The organism is Rahnella sp. NRRL B-41462, from assembly GCF_003263525.1.
In the GTDB taxonomy this organism is placed as follows: Bacteria; Pseudomonadota; Gammaproteobacteria; order Enterobacterales; family Enterobacteriaceae; genus Rahnella; species Rahnella aceris.
In genome coordinates this window covers 22,200-37,638 of record NZ_JYDF01000016.1, presented here as the reverse complement: position 1 = coordinate 37,638, position 15,439 = coordinate 22,200, and the positions used below count along the sequence as shown (strand labels likewise).

The 15,439-nt window shown below is 54.0% G+C and carries 11 protein-coding genes and 2 pseudogenes; 10 read left to right on the top strand and 3 right to left on the bottom strand.

The window, feature by feature from the left end:
- Positions 1 to 7 precede the first annotated feature (7 nt).
- The gene (eno, locus tag UC14_RS05740) at positions 8 to 1,312 is read left to right on the top strand and encodes a phosphopyruvate hydratase (RefSeq protein ID WP_013573995.1); all 1,305 of its coding nucleotides are present in this window, start codon (positions 8 to 10) and stop codon (positions 1,310 to 1,312) included.
- A gap of 86 nt (positions 1,313 to 1,398) precedes the next feature.
- Here the strand turns inward: eno and UC14_RS05735 are convergent, their stop codons facing one another.
- Positions 1,399 to 2,199 (bottom strand): MurR/RpiR family transcriptional regulator, encoded by an 801-nt coding sequence (locus UC14_RS05735; protein WP_183065404.1) that lies wholly within the window; start codon positions 2,197 to 2,199, stop codon positions 1,399 to 1,401.
- A gap of 204 nt (positions 2,200 to 2,403) precedes the next feature.
- Between UC14_RS05735 and UC14_RS05730 the strand changes: the two genes are divergently transcribed.
- From UC14_RS05730 to queE, 3 genes are all read left to right on the top strand, one after another.
- Complete coding sequence (locus tag UC14_RS05730) at positions 2,404 to 3,957, top strand: PTS transporter subunit EIIC (RefSeq protein ID WP_112152119.1); 1,554 nt, start codon at positions 2,404 to 2,406, stop codon at positions 3,955 to 3,957.
- 8 nt (positions 3,958 to 3,965) lie between these two features.
- Positions 3,966 to 4,652, top strand: coding sequence for an N-acetylmannosamine-6-phosphate 2-epimerase (locus UC14_RS05725; protein ID WP_173362081.1), 687 nt, complete (start codon positions 3,966 to 3,968; stop codon positions 4,650 to 4,652).
- Positions 4,653 to 4,752: 100 nt separating this feature from the next.
- Positions 4,753 to 5,424, top strand: coding sequence for a 7-carboxy-7-deazaguanine synthase QueE (queE, locus tag UC14_RS05720; RefSeq protein WP_013574000.1), 672 nt, complete (start codon positions 4,753 to 4,755; stop codon positions 5,422 to 5,424).
- Between the two features lie 13 nt (positions 5,425 to 5,437).
- On the opposite strand, the gene queD is transcribed toward queE, so the two are convergent.
- Positions 5,438 to 5,797, bottom strand: a complete 360-nt coding sequence (gene queD, locus UC14_RS05715; RefSeq protein ID WP_112197363.1) for a 6-carboxytetrahydropterin synthase QueD — start codon at positions 5,795 to 5,797, stop codon at positions 5,438 to 5,440.
- A gap of 169 nt (positions 5,798 to 5,966) precedes the next feature.
- On the opposite strand from queD, the gene UC14_RS05710 reads away from it, so the two are divergent.
- From UC14_RS05710 to UC14_RS05695, 4 genes are all read left to right on the top strand, one after another.
- Complete coding sequence (locus tag UC14_RS05710; RefSeq protein WP_112197362.1) at positions 5,967 to 6,971, top strand: hypothetical protein; 1,005 nt, start codon at positions 5,967 to 5,969, stop codon at positions 6,969 to 6,971.
- Positions 6,972 to 7,316: 345 nt separating this feature from the next.
- A complete protein-coding gene (gene cysJ / locus UC14_RS05705; protein WP_112197361.1) occupies positions 7,317 to 9,119 on the top strand; it encodes an NADPH-dependent assimilatory sulfite reductase flavoprotein subunit in 1,803 nt (600 codons plus the stop codon).
- 27 nt (positions 9,120 to 9,146) lie between these two features.
- On the top strand, positions 9,147 to 10,883 hold the full coding sequence (gene cysI, locus UC14_RS05700; RefSeq protein ID WP_013574004.1) for an assimilatory sulfite reductase (NADPH) hemoprotein subunit: 1,737 nt from the start codon (positions 9,147 to 9,149) through the stop codon (positions 10,881 to 10,883).
- 24 nt (positions 10,884 to 10,907) lie between these two features.
- Complete coding sequence (locus UC14_RS05695; RefSeq protein WP_013574005.1) at positions 10,908 to 11,645, top strand: phosphoadenylyl-sulfate reductase; 738 nt, start codon at positions 10,908 to 10,910, stop codon at positions 11,643 to 11,645.
- A 159-nt stretch (positions 11,646 to 11,804) separates the two neighbouring features.
- On the opposite strand, the pseudogene UC14_RS05690 reads toward UC14_RS05695, so the two are convergent.
- Positions 11,805 to 12,843 (bottom strand): annotated as a pseudogene (locus UC14_RS05690) (aminopeptidase).
- Between the two features lie 251 nt (positions 12,844 to 13,094).
- Between UC14_RS05690 and cysG the strand changes: the two are divergent.
- Both cysG and cysD read left to right on the top strand, forming a co-directional pair.
- Positions 13,095 to 14,518, top strand: a pseudogene (gene cysG / locus UC14_RS05685) (siroheme synthase CysG).
- A 10-nt stretch (positions 14,519 to 14,528) separates the two neighbouring features.
- Positions 14,529 to 15,437: a sulfate adenylyltransferase subunit CysD gene (gene cysD, locus UC14_RS05680; RefSeq protein ID WP_013574008.1), complete on the top strand. Its 909-nt coding sequence runs from the start codon at positions 14,529 to 14,531 to the stop codon at positions 15,435 to 15,437.
- Positions 15,438 to 15,439 lie beyond the last annotated feature (2 nt).

Genomic DNA, 15,439 nt, shown 5'->3' with positions numbered 1-15,439 from the left:
AATCTTAATGTCTAAAATCGTTAAAGTTATCGGCCGTGAAATCATCGACTCCCGTGGTAACCCGACCGTAGAAGCTGAAGTTCATCTGGAAGGTGGTTTTGTTGGTCTGGCTGCTGCGCCATCAGGTGCTTCTACCGGTTCCCGCGAAGCGCTGGAACTGCGTGACGGTGACAAATCCCGTTTCCTGGGCAAAGGCGTACTGAAAGCCGTTGCTGCGGTTAACGGTCCTATCGCTCAGGCTGTAACCGGTAAAGACGCGAAAGATCAGGCTAACATCGACAAGATCATGATCGATCTGGACGGTACTGAGAACAAATCTAAGTTCGGTGCTAACGCGATTCTGGCTGTTTCCCTGGCTGCTGCTAAAGCGGCTGCGGCTTCTAAAGGTCTGCCACTGTACGCACACATCGCAGAACTGAACGGCACCCCAGGCAAATACTCTATGCCACTGCCTATGATGAACATCATCAACGGCGGCGAACACGCTGATAACAACGTTGATATTCAAGAGTTCATGATCCAGCCTGTTGGCGCTAAAACGCTGAAAGAAGCTATCCGTATGGGTTCAGAAGTGTTCCACACTCTGGCTAAAGTGCTGAAATCTAAAGGCATGGGTACTGCTGTTGGTGACGAAGGTGGCTACGCGCCAAACCTGGGTTCTAACGCAGAAGCGCTGGCTGTCATCGCTGAAGCGGTTAAAGCAGCAGGCTACGAACTGGGTAAAGACATCACTCTGGCGATGGACTGTGCGGCATCTGAGTTCTACAAAGATGGCAAATACGTTCTGGCTGGCGAAGGCAACAAAGCGTTCACTTCTGAAGAGTTCACTCACTTCCTGGAAGACCTGACTAAACAGTACCCAATCGTTTCTATCGAAGACGGTCTGGACGAGTCTGACTGGACTGGCTTTGCTTACCAGACTAAAGTTCTGGGCGACAAAATCCAGCTGGTCGGTGACGATCTGTTCGTCACCAACACCAAGATCCTGAAAGAAGGTATCGACAAAGGCATCGTTAACTCCATCCTGATCAAATTCAACCAGATCGGTTCTCTGACCGAAACTCTGGCTGCGATCAAAATGGCGAAAGACGCTGGCTATACTGCCGTTATCTCTCACCGTTCAGGCGAAACTGAAGATGCGACCATCGCTGACCTGGCTGTGGGTACCGCTGCTGGCCAGATCAAAACCGGTTCTATGAGCCGTTCTGACCGTGTTGCTAAATACAACCAGCTGATCCGTATCGAAGAAGCGCTGGCGGCTGCGGGTACTCCTGCTCCGTTCAACGGTCTGAAAGAAGTTAAAGGTCAGTAATTACTGCCCCGTAACGCTTTCATAAAAACCCGCTCCGGCGGGTTTTTTTATGTCTGCAATTCAGGGAGATCGTTAAGATCTCCGTCTTACAGCAATAAAGAAAGCGTGGCACTCGCGCTGTGTTCGCTGGCTTGCAGATAATCCGGAGAGTGCGTTAACAGCTGATTGATCAGTAATTCCACCAGCAGCATCCCGCCGACTTTGGACGTCAGTAAACCCGCCGTCAGCGGACCTTCGGGTTTGGCGGCCACCAGTAAAATATCGGCCAGTGAGGAAAGCGGGCTGCGCAACGTATTGCTGATACCGATGACTGTGGTGCCCTGACGCTTCGCCAGCGCGGCGGCGTGCAACACATCTTTAGTGGAACCTGAGCTGGAAATCACGACCACAATATCCTGACTATCCAGGCTCACGGCATTCATCGCCGCGCGGTGCATATCAGCGAAACATTGCGACGCTTTGCCCAGACGCAGCAGCTTGTAACCCAGATAATCCGCCACGATAGCGCTGGCTGCAACACCATACACCTGAACGGAACGCGCGTTATGAATGCGAAACGCGGCGTCCGCCAGCACCTGCCGATCGAGCAGTTTTCCGGTATCACGCAGGGCAGTGATGCTGTCTTCGATCAGCGTCTGAACGTCGTCATTCCCTTCAGCGGACGGCAATGTCGGATTTTGTCGCGTCTCAAGCGCGAGACCCATCTTAAATTCGGTAAACCCTTTGCAACCGAGCTGGCGGCAAAGCCGCGTGACGCTGGCTTCACTGGTATCACTCTCACGCGCCAGTTCAGTGATGGTCAGGTAAAGCACGCGCTGCGGCTGTTCCAGCACAAAACTGCCCAGCTTGTGCAGCGTCGGACTGTAATTCTCCAGTCCCTGACGCATTCGCAGTAACAGCGTGCCTGTTTCCTTGGTCTGACTCACTCGGCTCTCCTCAGAATAATTGACCTGACTAGTTTGGCTGATGTGACGCAGTTAACGCCAGAAGAATTCCATATGGATAACGTTGCACATTTGATGGTAATTATTATTTTAATTATATAGTGTGGTGAAAATAATTATCACAACAACACAACGCGGAGTTATCTCATGTCAATATTCAATGGTTCAGGGGGCGGGGCGTGGTTCGAAAGAGCCCAAAAGTTTGGCAAGTCTTTCATGTTGCCTATCGCTATTTTGCCCGCAGCCGGATTGCTGCTGGGTATTGGCGGGGCGCTTTCCAATCCCAATACCTTAGCGGCATATCCGTTTCTGAATATTCCGGCCTTGCAGGCGATTTTCACCGTCATGGCCAGTGCCGGATCGATCGTCTTTGCCAATCTGGCGGTGTTGTTTGCCGTCGGGGTCGCCGTCGGGCTGGCACGCAGTGATAAAGGAACCGCAGGTTTGTCCGCGCTGCTCGGATACCTGGTGATGAACGCCACCATCAACGCCATCCTGATCCTCAAAGGGCAACTGGTGACCACCAATCTCAGTGCCGCCGGGCAGGGAATGGCGCTCGGCATTCAGACGCTGGAAACCGGCGTATTTGGCGGCGTGGTGATCGGTCTTGTGACGTGGTGGCTCCATCAGCGCTACAACAAAATCGAATTACCGCAGTTTCTCGGGTTTTTTGGCGGTTCCCGCTTTGTGCCGATCATCTCCTCCGTTGCGGCCATCGTGGTCGGGGCGTTGATGTTCTTCATCTGGCCACATTTCCAGAAAGTGATTTTTGGCATGGGCGGACTGGTGGATGCGACGGGATACCTTGGCACCTTCATTTACGGTTTTGTGCTGCGCATGCTCGGCCCGTTCGGTCTGCATCATATTTTCTATCTGCCTTTCTGGACCACCGCACTCGGCGGCAGCGAAGTAATTAACGGGCATCTGGTGGAAGGCACGCAGCGGATCTTCTTCGCCCAGCTGGCAGACCCCAATACGCAGCAGTTTTATATCGGCACTTCACGGTTTATGTCCGGGCGCTTCATTACCATGATGTTTGGTCTGGTGGGTGCGTGTCTGGCGATGTACCACACGGCGCGGCCTGAGAATAAAAAACGCGTCGCCGGGTTGCTGCTTTCGGCGGCACTGACCTCCTTCCTGACCGGGATCACCGAACCTATTGAGTTCTCGTTCCTGTTTGTCGCGCCGATGCTGTATGTCCTGCATGCGGTATTCGACGGTCTGGCGTTTATGATTGCCCACATTTTGCAGATCACCATCGGACAGACTTTCTCCGGCGGTTTTATCGATTTCATTCTGTTCGGGGTTTTACAGGGCGAAAGCAAAACGCACTGGATGTACGTCCCGCTGGTCGGCGTGCCGTGGTTTGCCCTTTATTACTTCTCTTTCCGCTACCTGATCAGGCGCTTCAACCTGAAAACGCCGGGGCGTGATGAGGCTGAAATTCAGCAGGATAACGTCGTGACCGATCGCGCCGGACTGATTATCGAAGCACTGGGCGGCGCGGCCAATATCGCCGAGCTGGATTGCTGCGCAACGCGTTTGCGCATCAGCGTTCATCAGGCTAGCGAAGTGGATGAAAACAAGCTGAAGTCGAGCGGGGCACGCGCCGTGCTGATCCGCGGAAACGGTATTCAGGTGATCTACGGACCGCATGTCACGATTATTAAAAATGAAATTGAGGAGATGTTGGGAGTATGAATCAGTCAATGTTAACGACCGTCAGGGGACAGTTGATCGTGTCCTGTCAGGCGCTGGATGACGAACCGCTGCACAGCGATTTTATTATGAGCCGTATGGCACTGGCCGCTATGCAGGGCGGTGCCGCGGGGATCCGCGCCAACAGCGTCGCAGATGTGAAAGCCATCCGCGCTACCGTGCCGCTGCCGGTTATCGGCATCATCAAACGTGATTACCCCGCAAGCGATGTCTATATCACGGCAACCCTGAAAGAAGTCCGTGAGCTGATGACCGTTGCGCCGGACATGATCGCGATGGATGCCACGTTCCATCAGCGTCCGGGTGAACTGCAACTTGCGGCGCTGGTGCAACACATTCGTAAAGAGTTTCCGTCCCTGTTGCTGATGGCGGATATCGCGACCTTAGAAGAAGCGCAAAACGCGCAGGCTTTAGGTTTTGATTGTATCGGGACAACATTGCACGGCTATACTCAGGAGACGCAGGGCAGCAAACTCTGGCATGACGACTTCGCTTTCCTGCGTCAGGTGCTGGCGCAGTGCACGACGCCGGTCATTGCCGAGGGAAACGTGGATACCCCAGAAATGGCGGCGCGATGTTTAGCGCTGGGGGCGCATTCCGTTGTGGTCGGTGGTGCAATTACCCGACCGCAGCAGATCACGCAACGCTTTACTGACGCCATCCGCTCTTTACGCTGATAAACATTTTTGCACACACTCCCGCTGCGCCCTGTATTTGGCGCAGCGCCTGCGATCTGCGATAATGCGCGCTGATTTTTTAGAGATGACTGAGAAACCGATGCAGTACCCGATTAATGAGATGTTCGAAACCCTGCAAGGGGAAGGCTATTTTACCGGCGTGCCGGCGATTTTCGTTCGCCTGCAAGGCTGTCCTGTGGGTTGCAGCTGGTGCGATACCAAACACACCTGGGATAAAATTGCCGATCGGGAAGTCGATATGCAGCGCATTCTGGTCAAAACTGAAGAGAGTGATGCCTGGGGTAACGCCACCTCAGAACAACTGCTCGAGGTTATCGCGCAGCAAGGTTACACCGCGCGTCACGTGGTGATCACCGGCGGTGAGCCATGCATTTACGATTTGACTGAACTGACGTCATTGCTGGAAAAGAGCGGCTTCAGTTGCCAGATTGAAACCAGCGGCACGCACGAAGTCCGTTGCTCGGTGAATACCTGGGTGACGGTTTCCCCGAAAGTGAATATGCGTGGCGGTTACGACATTCTGCCGCAGGCACTGAAACGCGCCGATGAAGTGAAACATCCGGTGGCGCGTCAGCGTGATATCGACGCTCTGGATGCCCTGCTGGAAACCCTGACTGACAGCAAAGCGCGGATTATTGCCCTGCAGCCAATCAGTCAAAAAGAAGAAGCCACCAGACTGTGCATTGCGACCTGCATTGCAAGAAACTGGCGGCTGTCAATGCAGACACATAAGTATCTCAACATTGCATAAGAGATATGCTGAGTTAACCTTTATATACGCAACCCGCGGTGCAGGTTTCTTTCACGCGCACGGCGCTGAGCAGTGGCAGCTTAGGTTTCATCTCGTTCCAGATCCACGCGGCCAGCACTTCGCTGGTCGGGTTTTCTAAACCCGGAATGTCATTCAGATTATAGTGATCGAGACGATCCAGAGTCGGATTAAACGCAGCTTTCAGTTCGGCGAAATCCATCACCCAGCCGGTATACGGATCCACTTCACCGGTGATTTCTAAACGGACGGTGAAAGAGTGGCCGTGCAACCGTCCGCACTTATGCCCTGCGGGCACATGCGGTAAATGGTGGGCGGCTTCAAACTGAAAATCTTTAAATAATGTGGTGGTCATGAGGCATGTCTCGTTGCTCGAAAAAACGCGGCATAGTACCGGAATACCGGCTTACGTGCCATGACTTAACTGCGCTTTTCTTCACCAAATCCTGACTTTTACTCTCTTTACTCCGCCCGCATTGCTGGCATACAGTGAGCCGGTAGAAACTAACTTGTTGAGATAGTGAATGATTACTGTGCTTCGTTGCGCTGTTCTGGCGTTGTTGTTCTCGGCTGGTGTTCAGGCAGAGACCACTGCCACCCCTCAGCAGTCCGTCCCCGCTACGGCTAAACCGGTTCAACCCGCGGTTAAAGCCTCTCCGGTTGCCAAAACTCCGGTCAGTAAAGCACCTCTGGTTTTCCCACCGGGATCCGGTGTGATGCATATTCCTCTGGCACCGGGTAAAAAGCCGCTGGAAGTTTTCACCTATCAGCCTGTCGGTGCAGATGAGACTACGCCGGTGGTTATGGTGATGACCGGCGTGGACCGTAATGCCGCAACTTACCGCAATGACTGGATGACCGTTGCTGATCAGTATCATCTGCGCGTGGTCGTGCCGCATTTCAGCGAGCAGGATTTCCCCGGCGCCGCTGGCTATAACCTCGGTAATCTGACCGACAGCAAAACCCATCACCGTTTGCCGAAATCGCAGTGGGCGTTCAGCATGGTCGATAACTTGTTTACGACGCTGCAAAAGCAGGGCGTCACCAGCCAGAAACAATACTATTTATTTGGAAACAGCGCGGGTTGCCAGTTTGTACACCGCATGCTGACGCTGTTGCCTGAGCCGAATGTGAAAGCCGCGGTCTGTGCGGCGGCAGGCTGGTGGACATTACCGGATACCGATCAGCGCTGGCCTTACGGTTTACGCGAAGCGCCGGTGGCGGTCAGCCAGCAGCAACTGAATGATTACTTTGCCAAACCGGTGCTGATTGCCGTGGGGGCTGAAGACGACGATCCGGAAAACCGCCTGCTGCGCAAATCCAAGCAGGCGATGGCGCAGGGGACAAACCGTCTGGAGCGCGCCGAGAGTTATTTCACCACCTCCCAGCAACGCGCTGAACAGAACAACACACCGTTTAACTGGCACTTTATGGACCTGTCAGATGTCGGCCACAGTGGCAGTAAAATGTCAGTATTTGCCGCCGGACAGTTCGCCTGGTTTGAACAGCACAACGCTTTTCATCTTTAAAATCGTCACGCTTAGCTGAGTACTGAAAAATATTCATCACCCCGCTCCGGCGGGGTTTTTCTTTATGTATCCGGCACTTTGCAAAGAGCCTGCTCGCAGTGAGGTAAATTTTTTAGCGATTTCAGTAGGATAAAAATCATGCCTTACCACTTTTTCAGATAGACCTTACCTCTAAATCCTCTTAGTCATTTTGGTTATTTATTATTTCCATCACTTCTTTAATTGTTATTATCCTGCTCGTTAACCTACATCCTCTGAAAGGTTTTTCCCGCGCGAACATATACTGTAAAAAGCGCCGGAGGCCGGATTGATGACTTGCTTTTGCATAAGGGAATTCGTACCGCGATGACGACTCAGGCTCCTCCAACTTCACTGCTCCCGCTGACCCCCGAGCAAATGGCCCGCCTTCAATCGGCGATTGGTGATTACTCACCGACTCAGATGGCCTGGCTGTCAGGGTATTTCTGGGGCATGGTTAATCAGCAACCGGGTGCGGTGGCAGCTTCTGCTCCGGTACAGAATGCCGCGTCAGTCACTCTGATTTCCGCCTCGCAAACGGGTAACGCCCGCCGTGTTGCCGAGCAACTGCGTGATGACCTGATCGCCGCGAAAATTAACGTCAATCTGGTGAATGCCGGTGACTATAAATTCAAACAAATTGGTCAGGAAAAGCTGTTGCTGATCGTGGCCTCCACGCAAGGCGAAGGCGAACAGGCTGAAGAAGCCGTCGCGTTGCACAAATTCCTGCAATCCAAAAAAGCCCCGCAAATGAAAGACACGGCTTTTGCGGTGTTTGCGCTGGGTGATACCTCTTACGAATTCTTCTGTCAGGCAGGTAAAGATTTCGATACCCGTCTGGGCGAGCTGGGGGCAGAACGCCTGTTAGACCGCGTTGATGCTGATGTGGAATATAAAGAAGCCGCCGAAAACTGGCGTAAGCGTATTGTCGATGTGCTGAAACAGCGCGTACCGGCTGACACCGGGGCGCAGGCGGTTCCGACGCTGGCAGGCAGTGTGAATCAGGTCGACAGCAGCCCTTACACCAAAGAAGCGCCGCTGACCGCGACACTTTCCGTTAACCAGAAAATTACCGGCCGCGATTCTGATAAAGACGTACGTCATCTGGAACTCGAACTCGGTGATTCCGGCCTGCGTTACCAGCCGGGCGATGCGCTGGGGATCTGGTTTGAAAACGATCCGCAACTGGTGCAGGAAATCGTTGAACTGCTGTGGCTGAAAGGTGATGAAATTGTCGAGGTGAACGACAAAAAACTGTCGCTTTCAGAAGCGCTGCAACATCACATCGAACTGACCCAAAACACCACGCCGATTATCGAAAAATATGCCGCGCTGTGCCGCGATGAACACCTGACCGGTCTGCTGGCTGACAAGCCTGCGCTGCAGCAATACGCCCAGACCGTGCCGTTTGCTGACATGGTACGCCGCGCACCGACTGAGCTGGATGCCCAGCAACTGGTGGATTTACTGCGTCCGCTGACGCCGCGCCTGTATTCGATTGCCTCCTCGCAGGCTGAAACTGAAACAGAAGTCCATATTACTGTTGGCGTGGTGCGTTATGACATCGATGGTCGTCCGCGCTCTGGTGGTGCGTCCGGCTTCCTGGCCGATCGTCTGGAAGAAGACGGTGAAGTGAAAGTCTTCATCGAGCATAACGATAACTTCCGTCTGCCGGTGAATCCGGAGACGCCGGTCATTATGATAGGACCCGGTACCGGCATTGCGCCATTCCGCGCCTTCATTCAGCAGCGTGATAACGACGGCGCCACCGGCAAAAACTGGCTGTTCTTCGGCAACCCGCACTTTACCGATGATTTCCTGTATCAGGTCGAGTGGCAGCGTTACGTGAAAGACGGCTTGCTGACCCATATCTCTCTGGCATGGTCACGCGACCAGGCGGAAAAAGTATATGTACAGGACAAGTTGCGTGAGCAGGGCGCTGAAGTCTGGCAGTGGTTGCAGGAAGGCGCGCACGTGTATGTCTGCGGCGATGCTAACCGTATGGCGAAAGATGTAGAACAGGCGTTACTGGAAATCATCGCCGAATACGGCGAAATGGATCTGGAAACGGCCGACGAATATCTCAGTGAATTGCGCCTTGATCGCCGTTATCAGCGCGACGTCTACTAACGAATCTGAGCAATGAGCGAAAACCTTATGAGCAATAAGTTGTGGAGTGAACTCAATCCCGGTCCGGGCCCGTTGATCGTCGATGCCCCGCTGGCTGACGCCGAACGCCTGAAGAAGGAAAGTAATTTCCTGCGCGGGACTATCACTGAGGATTTAAAAGACGGTCTGACCGGTGGCTTCAACGGAGACAACTTCCTGTTGATCCGCTTCCACGGCATGTATCAGCAGGACGACCGTGATATCCGTGCGGAACGCGCTGAGCAGAAGCTGGAACCGCGTCATGCCATGATGTTACGTTGCCGTTTGCCGGGCGGCGTGATGACGCCAGCCCAGTGGCTGGGCATCGACAAATTTGCTGAAGACAGCACGCTGTATGGCAGCATCCGTATTACCAACCGTCAGACCTTCCAGTTCCACGGCATCCTGAAACCGAACGTCAAACCGGTGCATCAGTTGCTGAACAAACTTGGTCTGGATGCACTGGCGACCGCCAACGACGTTAACCGTAACGTGTTGTGTACCTCGAATCCGGTGGAATCTGAACTGCATCAGGAAGCGTATCAGTGGGCGAAGAAAATCTCCGAGCACCTGCTGCCGCGCACCCGCGCTTACGCCGAAGTGTGGCTGGATCAGGAAAAAGTCGAAACCACCGATGAAGAGCCGATTCTGGGGGCGACCTATCTGCCACGTAAATTCAAAACCACCGTGGTGATCCCGCCGCAAAATGACGTGGATCTTCACGCCAACGACCTGAACTTTGTGGCGATTGCCGATAACGGCAAACTGGTCGGCTTCAACGTGCTGGTCGGCGGCGGGCTTTCTATCGCCCACGGTGATAAAGCCACTTACGCACGAACTGCCAGCGAGCTGGGCTTTATTCCGCTGGAGAACACGCTGGCCGTCGCCGAAGCCGTGGTGACCACGCAGCGCGACTGGGGTAACCGTACCAACCGTAAAAACGCCAAAACCAAATACACGCTGGAACGCGTCGGCGTGCCGGTATTCAAAGCCGAAGTTGAAAAACGTGCAGGCATTCAGTTTGGTGATATTCGTCCTTACGAATTCACCGGTCGCGGCGATCGCATCGGCTGGGTAAAGGGCATCGACAAACAATGGCATCTGACACTGTTTATCGAAAATGGCCGTATTCTTGATTATCCGGGCAAGCCGCTGAAAACCGGACTGGCAGAAATTGCTAAGATCCATAAAGGTGATTTCAGGCTTACTGCTAACCAGAACCTGATCGTGGCCGGTGTCGCGGAACAAGACAAAGACGCGATCGAAACCCTGGCGCGTAATCACGGCCTGATTGACGACGGTGTCACCGAGCAACGTAAAAACTCGATGGCCTGCGTGTCTTATCCGACCTGCCCGCTGGCGATGGCGGAAGCGGAACGTTTCCTGCCTGAGTTTGTGACCAAAGTAGAAGGCATCATGCACGGCCACGGCGTAGGCGATGAACACATCGTGCTGCGTGTGACCGGTTGTCCGAACGGCTGCGGTCGTGCGCTGCTGGCCGAAATTGGTCTGGTGGGGAAAGCGATGAACCGCTACAACCTGCACCTTGGCGGTAACCGCGCCGGAACACGTATTCCGCGCATGTACCGCGAAAATATTTCTGATGCAGAGATCCTGGGCATCATTGACGAACTGGTCGGACGCTGGTCGAAAGAGCGCGAAACCGGTGAAGGCTTTGGCGACTTTGTGATCCGCGCAGGGATCATTAAGCCCGTGCTGGATCCGGCACGTGACTTTTATGATTAAGAGCGATAACCGACAGGAGGCGATATGAGTTTGCTGAACCTTACTCTGGCTGAACTGAATGAACTGCCGAAGTCCGGACAATCCATGGCGCTGGCGGAAATTAACGTCAGCCTCGAAAAATTGTCCGCGCAGGAGCGTGTGCAATGGGCGCTGGAAAATATGCCTGGTGAATTCGCCCTGTCTTCCAGCTTCGGCATTCAGGCGGCGGTCTGTCTGCACTTAGTCACACAGCAGAAACCGGACATTCCGGTGATCCTGACCGATACCGGCTATCTGTTCCCGGAAACCTATCAGTTCATCGATACGTTAACCGAACAGCTGAACCTGAATTTACAGGTATTCCGTGCTGAACATTCGGCAGCCTGGCAGGAAGCGCGTTACGGCAAACTGTGGGAGCAGGGCGTCGAGGGCATCGAGAAATATAATCACATCAATAAAGTCGAGCCGATGAATCGTGCGATTCAGACGCTCGGCGTGCAGACCTGGTTCGCCGGTCTGCGTCGTGAGCAATCCGGCAGCCGTGCGCATCTGCCGGTGCTGGCGGTGCAACGTGGTGTGTTTAAAATCCTGCCGATTATTGACTGGGATAACCGTCAGATCTTCCGTTATCTGCAAGACAACGGCCTGAGCTATCACCCGCTGTGGGATCAGGGCTATCTTTCCGTCGGTGACACACACACCACGAAAAAATGGGAAGAAGGGATGAAGGAAGAAGACACGCGCTTTTTCGGACTGAAACGCGAATGCGGCCTCCATGAATAAATCCCCGTCATACTTCGGGTTGCAGATGCGTTGGCTGCGCGCTCTTACCCCGGTCACATAGTAATCTATGCTCCCGGGGATGCGTTCACTTGCCGCCTTCCTGCAATCCGAATTATTTAGGGGATTCCTGTAATTAACGTCTCAACTCCCCATATTTAATCAGGCGTGTTTCGCCGGTTTCGCCAGATCCTTCAGCAGCGGGAATAACACTTTCACTGTATCGCGTGAGCGTTTTTCGATGCGGCCCGGCAGGGCTTTATCCAGATATTGCAGATTGTCGAACTGGCTCTGATAACGCGTGGTACCCAGCGGGAAGTGGCTGGTGATCGCGCGTTGCTGGAGGCCGTCTTTCTTACCCAGCGCATAGTTAGTCGCCGTCACGTTCAGCAGCGGCAGCCGTGCGTCATCCAGCGCTTTTATGCCATCGCAGCAATGTACGCCTTCGTGGCTTTCTGCCGGAATACCCAGACTGTGCGCAATATTCAGCGCCCGTACGCGGGTGAGTTTCGCCACGGCCACGGAAGTATTCGCGCCGCTATTGAAATACAACCGGTCGCCGGTGATCAGCGAATTCAGGTTGATCACCAGCAGCGTATTTTTCTTCTCTTCAGCACTCATGCGGTTCACAAAGTCTTCCGCGCCTTTAGCACCGGTTTCTTCCGCACTCAGCGCCACGAAACGCAAGCTGTAGTGCGTCGGGATGGCCTGCATGCGTTCGGCCAGCTCAAGCATCACACCAACGCCGGAAGCGTTGTCATCCGACCCCCTGCAGCGTCAGGCCGCCGAGATTATGGTTGGTATCACTGTCACTTTGCGGCACATAGGTATCGAAATGCGCCATCACGATGATTTGCTGCGGCACTTCTCCTGCACGTGCGGCAATCACCGACGTGGCGTGAATATTTTGCCAGTTCTTTTTGCCCGCATTGCTGGTGTAAAGATAGCGGGTATCGAAGCCACGTAAATCGCTCGTATATCCTAATTTATTGAACTGCTGATTCAGATAATCCGCAGCGATCAGTTCTGCCGGGCTGCCGGCCATGCGTCCGGGAAAATAGGTGGCGATATGGCGAATTTGCTGACTGGCGATCATCCCCACTGGCGGAAGCGGGGCGGACGCCGCCATCGCATGACCCATACAGACACAGCTCAGGCTCAGCGCCAGCAGCGTCCGCTTCATGCGTAAAAAAGAAAACATAGCCAAAAATCCTTATTTGCTGGTCAATATGACCGGAAGGCAATCAAACAACAGGCCGCGTGTGGCGGTCTTTCTGGGGCGTACAGTATGCGATTGTCTGTGCGATTAGACAATTTCCCGTTATCCCAAACCGCTCTTTTTGTCGGGCTATATTCCATTTAGTAACTAATCATTCCTTTTCGTCATTTCAGATCAATTATTGCCTGCACGTATAGTTTGTTTATTAACTCTGACAATCATTAAAGGCTTTTGTGGACTATCTACCAATATTTGCCGACCTCAAACAACGCCCTGTGCTGGTCGTGGGAGGTGGCGAAGTCGCTGCTCGCAAAATTGATCTCCTCCTGCGGGCAGGTGCGCAAGTACGGATAGTCGCACAGGCACTTTCTCCCGAGCTGGAACAACGCAGACAGGCCGCAGAAGTTAGCTGGTCGGCACAGGCATTTCTGCCGGAACAGCTCGACGATGTTTTTCTGGTGATTGCCGCCACCGACGACGCCGCGTTAAATGCTGAGGTTTTTGAACAGGCCAACCGCCGTCATGTTCTGGCTAACGTGGTTGACGATCAGCCGAAGTGCTCGTTCATTTTCCCTTCGATTGTCGACCGTTCGCCGATTGTGGTCGCGATTTCTTCCAGCGGTAAAGCGCCGGTACTCGCCAGAATGTTGCGCGAGAAGCTGGAAACTCTACTGCCGGGCAGCCTGGGGCAAATGGCCGATATCGCCGGACGCTGGCGCGACAATGTGAAAGTACAGTTCAGTTCAATGCGTGCGCGTCGCCGTTTCTGGGAACAACTGTTTGCCGGACGCTTTGCCAGCCTCGCTTCTGCGGGAAAGCTCGCAGAAGCAGAACAGGCGCTGCAACAGCAGTTAGAAAACGCGGAAGACATCTCGCATCGCGGGAATGTCACGCTGGTCGGTGCCGGGCCGGGTGATGCAGGATTGCTCACCCTTCGCGGGCTGCAGGTGATGCAGCAGGCCGATGTCGTGCTTTACGACTATCTGGTCAGCGAAGACGTGCTGGATTTAGTGCGCCGCGATGCGGACAAGATTTGTGTGGGTAAACGTGCGGGCAGCCATTCTGTCGCGCAGGAAGACACTAACCGTCTGCTGGTCGAACTGGCGCAGCAGGGGAAAAAAGTCGTGCGCCTCAAAGGCGGTGATCCGTTTATTTTCGGACGCGGCGGCGAAGAATTACAGGCGGTGCAGGCGGCAGGCATTCCTTTCCAGGTGGTGCCGGGTGTTACCGCGGCTGCCGGTGCGACAGCCTATGCAGGTATTCCGCTGACGCACCGCGATTACGCGCAAAGTGTGATATTCGTGACCGGGCATTGCCGTCCGGAAAACAACGGCGTGCAGTGGGAGACCCTCGCGAAAGGCCAGCAGACATTGGCGATTTATATGGGCACGCTTAAAGCTGCCGAAATCAGCCAGCAACTGATCGCTCATGGTCGCGCAGCGCATACGCCCGTTGCGGTCATCGGACGGGGAACGCGTTCTGATCAGCAGGTGCTGACCGGAACACTCGATAATCTTGAACATCTGGCTCAGCAGGCGCGGCGCCGGCGTTACTGGTGATTGGTGAAGTGGTATCACTTCATCAGCAACTGGCCTGGTTTGGGCATCATCCTGAGACTGACGGCACCCAACGCCCGTCGGTTGTGAATTTGGCTTAAAGGATCTGTTATGGACGAAAAACGACTGACTCATTTGCGGCAACTGGAGGCGGAGAGTATCCATATCATCCGTGAAGTGGCTGCTGAATTCGCCAACCCGGTGATGATGTACTCCATCGGGAAAGATTCCTCGGTGATGTTGCATCTGGCGCGCAAAGCTTTCTTCCCGGGCACCTTGCCGTTCCCGCTGCTGCATGTGGATACCGGCTGGAAATTCCGCGAAATGTACGACTTCCGTGACCGCACGGCGAAGAATTACGGTTTTGAGCTGCTGGTGCATAAAAATCCGGAAGGCGTGGCAATGGGCATCAACCCGTTTGTGCACGGCAGTGCCAAACATACTGACATCATGAAAACTGAAGGTCTGAAGCAGGCGCTGAATAAATATGGCTTTGATGCCGCTTTCGGCGGTGCACGCCGTGACGAAGAAAAATCCCGTGCCAAAGAGCGTATCTATTCGTTCCGTGACCGCTTCCACCGCTGGGATCCAAAAAACCAGCGTCCTGAACTGTGGCACAATTACAACGGCCAGATTAACAAAGGCGAAAGCATCCGCGTGTTCCCGCTGTCTAACTGGACTGAGCTGGATATCTGGCAGTACATCTATCTGGAAAATATCGAAATCGTTCCGTTGTATCTGGCCGCACCGCGTCCGGTGCTGGAGCGCGACGGTATGCTGCTGATGGTTGATGATGATCGTATTGATCTGCAACCGGGCGAAGTGATCGAGAAGAAAATGGTGCGTTTCCGCACATTAGGCTGCTGGCCGTTGACCGGTGCTGTTGAATCTGAGGCACAAACGTTGCCGGAGATCATCGAAGAGATGCTGGTATCGACCACCAGTGAACGTCAGGGACGCGCGATCGACCGTGATCAGGCCGGTTCGATGGAACTGAAAAAGCGTCAAGGATACTTCTGAGG

Bases quoted from the DNA above. Each gene is read 5' to 3' on its own strand.
- eno (WP_013573995.1), top strand. From the start codon at position 8: ATGTCTAAAATCGTTAAAGTTATCGGCCGTGAAATCATCGACTCCCGT.
- UC14_RS05735 (WP_183065404.1), bottom strand. From the start codon at position 2,199: ATGCGTCAGGGACTGGAGAATTACAGTCCGACGCTGCACAAGCTGGGC.
- UC14_RS05730 (WP_112152119.1), top strand. From the start codon at position 2,404: ATGTCAATATTCAATGGTTCAGGGGGCGGGGCGTGGTTCGAAAGAGCC.
- UC14_RS05725 (WP_173362081.1), top strand. From the start codon at position 3,966: ATGTTAACGACCGTCAGGGGACAGTTGATCGTGTCCTGTCAGGCGCTG.
- queE (WP_013574000.1), top strand. From the start codon at position 4,753: ATGCAGTACCCGATTAATGAGATGTTCGAAACCCTGCAAGGGGAAGGC.
- queD (WP_112197363.1), bottom strand. From the start codon at position 5,797: ATGACCACCACATTATTTAAAGATTTTCAGTTTGAAGCCGCCCACCAT.
- UC14_RS05710 (WP_112197362.1), top strand. From the start codon at position 5,967: ATGATTACTGTGCTTCGTTGCGCTGTTCTGGCGTTGTTGTTCTCGGCT.
- cysJ (WP_112197361.1), top strand. From the start codon at position 7,317: ATGACGACTCAGGCTCCTCCAACTTCACTGCTCCCGCTGACCCCCGAG.
- cysI (WP_013574004.1), top strand. From the start codon at position 9,147: ATGAGCAATAAGTTGTGGAGTGAACTCAATCCCGGTCCGGGCCCGTTG.
- UC14_RS05695 (WP_013574005.1), top strand. From the start codon at position 10,908: ATGAGTTTGCTGAACCTTACTCTGGCTGAACTGAATGAACTGCCGAAG.
- cysD (WP_013574008.1), top strand. From the start codon at position 14,529: ATGGACGAAAAACGACTGACTCATTTGCGGCAACTGGAGGCGGAGAGT.